Here is a 4,673-nt window from a genome sequence, read left to right on the forward strand (position 1 = left end):
AGCTGATGGGCACGTAGATACCACCGGCGGCCTGCCCGTGCAGGACGATCATGGTGAGCGCGAAGCTCAGGATGAAAGAGGCATAGAGCAGGCGCCGCGCGCGCTGGTCGGTCTCGATCCCGCGCCGCCGCAGGAACATGAGGGCGATGCCGTAGTTCTGGAGCGTGTAGTGCCAGGGGCTCCAGCAAAGATAGGTCGTGAGCAGCAGCGAGCCCACGTATTGCTGATACAGCCCCAGGGCGAAGATGCCCCAGACGATGAGCCCCGACCAGATCGTCCAGCGCCTGTACCGGGCGCGCGCCTGCGGGTGCTCGATCACGCGAAGGAGCGTCGCGCCGTAGTGGGGCACGCCGGTGAGCAGGATGACGGCGGCGGCAAGCCAGGTCGAGCCGCTCAGCATCGCGTCGGCGGAGATGAGACTCAGGTAGGCGAAAATGCCCGCATAGAGCAGCCCGCAACCAAGCAGCAGATCGGATGCCGGTCCCTGCAGCCAGGGACTTAGCGTTTGTTCCTTCGCGCGCGCCATGTGGGGGGAGCATAGCGCATGGCAATTTCAGAGTGCATTCGAAGCGGCACTTCGTATAGAATTTCCGATATGAAATACCGTTATCTCTTGCTCGGCGTCGTCTGTCTGCTGCTGGCGGGTGTGCGCTCCACATTTGCGGCACCGGCCGACCAGGCGGAGGGCTGTCTTTGCGCCACAGGACTGCTTTCGTTTGAGCTCCATGCGCCTGCGGGTTGGGTTCTCGATTCTACCTCGGGCCGGTCCAATGGCCTCGCCGTGGTCCTCTATCCCGCGGGTTCTAGTTGGTCGAACTCAAACGTGATGATGTACATCAACCGGGGCATCGCATCGCCCGACGCCAAAGACCGGGTGGCGGATGTGATGGCCGTCGATCTCAAGCGTTTCCAGGAAAACTCACCGAGCATTGTTTCCAGGGATATGGCGCCCGCGAAAACTGCAGGCGGGCGCAAAGTTCTGATCCGCCGGTTCTCCGGTGACAAGTGGGGAAACAATGAACTGGTTGGATACGTGGATACGCCAGGCGGCGTAGGGATCATTGTGCTCTCAAGCCGGAGCATCGAGGATTTTGAGAAATCAATCGATGCGTTCAGGGCATTGCTTGCAGATTTTCGTTATGTGCCGCTCGAAGAGCGAATGAAAAGAGCCATGACAAGAGCGGACGAAGACGCGAAGCGCAAGGGTGCGGACGCTTACGAGGCGCAGGCAATGCAACAAGTTGGTCCGTATCTCGCGCAAACGGTCGCGCAGTGCACCGGCAATGCCGCCAAACCGACTTCGAATATCAACGTCGTCATGGGAATTGACGGCAAGGGCGTGGTGTCGGACATCTTCTGGCGGGATGGTGAACCGCTCGACGATTGCGTCGGTTCGGCCTTGACGCAATATCGAAACCTGCCCGCCCCGCCTTTTTCACCGTATTACTGGCACATCGAGATCGAGATAGCCGAATAAGTCCCAATCCCTCAATGACAGGCCGGCGCGATCCCCCGGCGCTCGAAGTAGCGCTGGTGGTATTCCTCGGCCCGCCAGAAGGTGGGGGCTTTCTCGATCTGCGTGACGATGGGGCGGCCGAGTTTGCCCGACGCGTCGAGGGCTTCTTTGGATACCCGGGCGGCGGCTTCCTGCTCGGGGCTGTAGCAGAAGATCGCCGAGCGGTACTGGGTGCCGATGTCGGGGCCCTGGCGGTTGGGGGTGGTGGGGTCGTGCATGTTCCAGAAGGCATCAAGGAGTTTCTCGTAGCTGACCTGTTCGGGGTCGTAGTCGACCTCGACCACTTCGGCGTGGCCGGTGCGGCCGCTGCAGACCTGCTCGTAGGTGGGGCTGGTGGTGGTGCCGCCCGCGTAGCCGCAGGCGGCGTCTTCTACCCCGGGAATCCTGCGAAAAGCCGACTCGACGCCCCAGAAACAACCCGCTCCGAACATTGCCTTGGCCATGGCGAAACCTCCAACTGTGCTCTCGATTCTATCGATGCAGGGGGCCCTTGGCCAGATTCAGCAATTTACGCAGGGGCAGCAGGGCGGCTATGAAGGAGGGCACACGCAGGGGGAGCAGACCATGTCCGAAATTTCCCGCGAGCAGCGCGCGCTCATCAAGTCCGAGATCGAGGACCTCATCACCGAGTACGGCTTTCGTTTCGACCACGGGATGGCCGACCAGATGGCCGAGCTCTTTACCGAGAACGCCCACTTTCGCGGCGTGGCCGGTGAGGCCCGCGGCACCGCCGAGCTGCAGAAGATCTTTACCGAGCAGGCTGAGCGCGTGGGCGTCTCGCGCCACAGCACGTCCAATCTGAAACTGGAAATCCAGGACGAGAACCACGCCGTGGGAACGGTGGCGGTGACGAGCTACGTGCACCTGGGAGAGGGACGCGGCAAGCCGCGCCCGCACATGGTGGGAGACTTCGTGGACAAGTACGAGCGCGGCGCCGACGGGGAGTGGCGCTTTGCCGAGCGTCACATCGTCATCGCGTTTTCGGTTTATTGAGGCGTTTCGTCCTGAGCCTGTCGAAGGATTGAACGGGCCGCAGCGGGTTCGATCTACCGCAAAAACACCATCCGCACTGCATCCAGCCGGGGTTCGGCGTCCTTGAGCACGGCGAGCGTGGCGCGCATCTTTTCCTTGTGCGCCACAATCTCGGCCTCGGGCATCATCGGGTTGACGCGGTGGAGCTCTACGAGGCGGTCCTGCTCTTCTTCCATGCGCGCCTTGGCTTCCTTGAGGGCCTTCTTGATGGCCGGCTGCGCGAGCCTGGCGACGTGGTCGTGGGCCTTCTCAATGAGCGGCGGCAGGAACTCCTGCAGCGCTTCGAGCTGCGAGGCCACTTCGTGCTCGGGCATGGCCGAGAGGCTCTTGCGCTTGATCTCTTCCTCGTCGCTGATGAGGTTGCCCTGGTGGTCGAGCACCACCTCGATGGGCTGCACCGGCAGGTAACGCTCGGCCTCGAGCGCCGGCGGGGCGGTGGGTTCGAGAATGTAGAGTAGCTGCAGGCGCATGCCCGACTTCTGGGGCGAGCCCACCCACTGGGCGATGCTGGCGCGGCCTTCGTTGCGATCGAGCAGGTAACTCATGGCCTCTTCGACCATGGGGTTGTCGGTGGTGAGGAAGGCCAGCTCCTCGCGGCGCAGCGCCACTTCGCGCTTGTAGGTGGCCAGGCGCTTCGAGTGCGGCGGCAGGTCGGGCAGGGAGTCCACATAGGACTGCGCCGTGGTGCGAAGGCGCACGACATCCGCGTCGTGGCGCTCGTGACCGATGCCGAAGTGATCGAGCAGCGCCTCGAAGTAATCCTTGAGGCGCGGGTCGGCGTCGAGCTCGGCGATCTCGCCGGCGAGCCGGTTGCCCTCATCCTCGTCGAAGGAGTTGAGGTCGACCAGCGTGTCGACGCTCTCGCGTTCCTGTTCGAGCACCTCGGCGGCCATTTTCTTCGTCTTCTCAATGAGCTTTTTGAGCTGCGCGTTGCGCCCCTCGTAAGTCTTGGCGCCGGGAATGTAGTGCCGGCAGCAGGCGATGATGTCGTCCTGCAGGGCGTCGAGCAGCGGCGTGCCGCCGTTCCAGGCGCGGGTGAAGCTTTCGAGGCCCTCGGCATACCAGGAAAAGAGCACTTCCTCGGGCGTGCCCTCGACATAGGGGACGTAGATCTCGATCTCGTGTTCCTGCCCGATGCGGTCGAGGCGTCCGATGCGCTGCTCGAGCAGGTCGGGGTGGGGCGGCAGATCGAAAATGATGAGCTTGTGGGCGAACTGGAAGTTGCGTCCCTCGCCGCCGATTTCCGAGCACAGCAGGATCTGCGGGCCCTCGGGATCGGCAAACCACGCGGCCTGGCGGTCGCGCTCGATGATCTCCATCTCTTCGTGGAAACAGGCGCGCTTCATGCCGGTCTTCTTGTGGAGCCAGCGATCAAGCGCCCGCACCACTTCGGGGGCGGTGCAGATGAGCAGCACTTTCTCGTCGCCCAGGTTTTCCAGGAACTCGCGCAGCCATTTGCCGCGCGAAGCGAGCGTGTGGGGCGGGCGGCCGGTGGCCAGGTAGAGCATTGTCAGCTCGTCGATTTCCTCGGCGTCGAAGCTCTTGAGCTCCTCGATCCACTCCTTGGTCGCCTTCATGGGCGAGGCAATGAGCTTGCGCTCGGGAAAACCCTGCAGGCGCTCGCGGCGGTTGCGGATCAGGACGCGGCCGGTGCCGTGGCGGTCGATGAGCGAGCGCAGCAGGTGCGGCGCTTCCTTGCCCTTGCCCTTGCGGACCTTCTCGATGCTCTTGAGCAGGTCCTCGTCCTCGGGAAAGAGGGCGGCCAGCTCATCGAGGACTTTCTTGGTGGCCTTGCCCTCGTGGATCTGCCGCGCGAGCTGCGCGCTCTCCTTCATGTGGCCCGCCTGCTCGCGGTATTCCTCAAAATTGTCGAAGCGGTCGGGGTCCACCATGTGCAGCAGACCGAACTGGGTTTCCAGGCCCTGCTGGCGCGGCGTCGCCGTGAGCAGCAGCAGGCCGCGTGAGTGATCGCTCAGCAGCTTGGCGGCCACCCACTCGGCATCGGGCTCTTCCACGTCCCAGCCAAGGTGGTGGGCCTCGTCGATGATGAGCAGGTCCCATTGTTCGGCCGTCGCCTCGCTCAGGCGATCGGGATTGCCCAGCAGGAACTCGAAGGAGCAGATGA

General features: G+C 63.3%; 5 protein-coding genes. 2 read left to right on the forward strand and 3 right to left on the reverse strand.

What is annotated here, in order from left to right:
* Window positions 1-526: hypothetical protein (locus KDH09_06045; protein MCB0219239.1), on the reverse strand; the 526-nt coding region annotated here is incomplete at its 3' end.
* 18 nt (window positions 527-544) lie between these two features.
* On the opposite strand from KDH09_06045, the gene KDH09_06050 reads away from it, so the two are divergent.
* Window positions 545-1,477, forward strand: coding sequence for a hypothetical protein (locus tag KDH09_06050; GenBank protein ID MCB0219240.1), 933 nt, complete (start codon window positions 545-547; stop codon window positions 1,475-1,477).
* An 11-nt stretch (window positions 1,478-1,488) separates the two neighbouring features.
* On the opposite strand, the gene msrA is transcribed toward KDH09_06050, so the two are convergent.
* A complete protein-coding gene (gene msrA / locus KDH09_06055; protein ID MCB0219241.1) occupies window positions 1,489-1,959 on the reverse strand; it encodes a peptide-methionine (S)-S-oxide reductase MsrA in 471 nt (156 codons plus the stop codon).
* Between the two features lie 121 nt (window positions 1,960-2,080).
* Here msrA and KDH09_06060 point away from each other — a divergent pair, with 121 nt between their 5' ends.
* Window positions 2,081-2,509: a nuclear transport factor 2 family protein gene (locus KDH09_06060; protein MCB0219242.1), complete on the forward strand. Its 429-nt coding sequence runs from the start codon at window positions 2,081-2,083 to the stop codon at window positions 2,507-2,509.
* 53 nt (window positions 2,510-2,562) lie between these two features.
* Here the strand turns inward: KDH09_06060 and rapA are convergent.
* The coding region (gene rapA / locus KDH09_06065; GenBank protein MCB0219243.1) for an RNA polymerase-associated protein RapA at window positions 2,563-4,673 on the reverse strand (2,111 nt) is incomplete at its 5' end.

The sequence above is a fragment of the Chrysiogenia bacterium genome, from assembly GCA_020434085.1.
Classification (GTDB): domain Bacteria; phylum JAGRBM01; class JAGRBM01; order JAGRBM01; family JAGRBM01; genus JAGRBM01.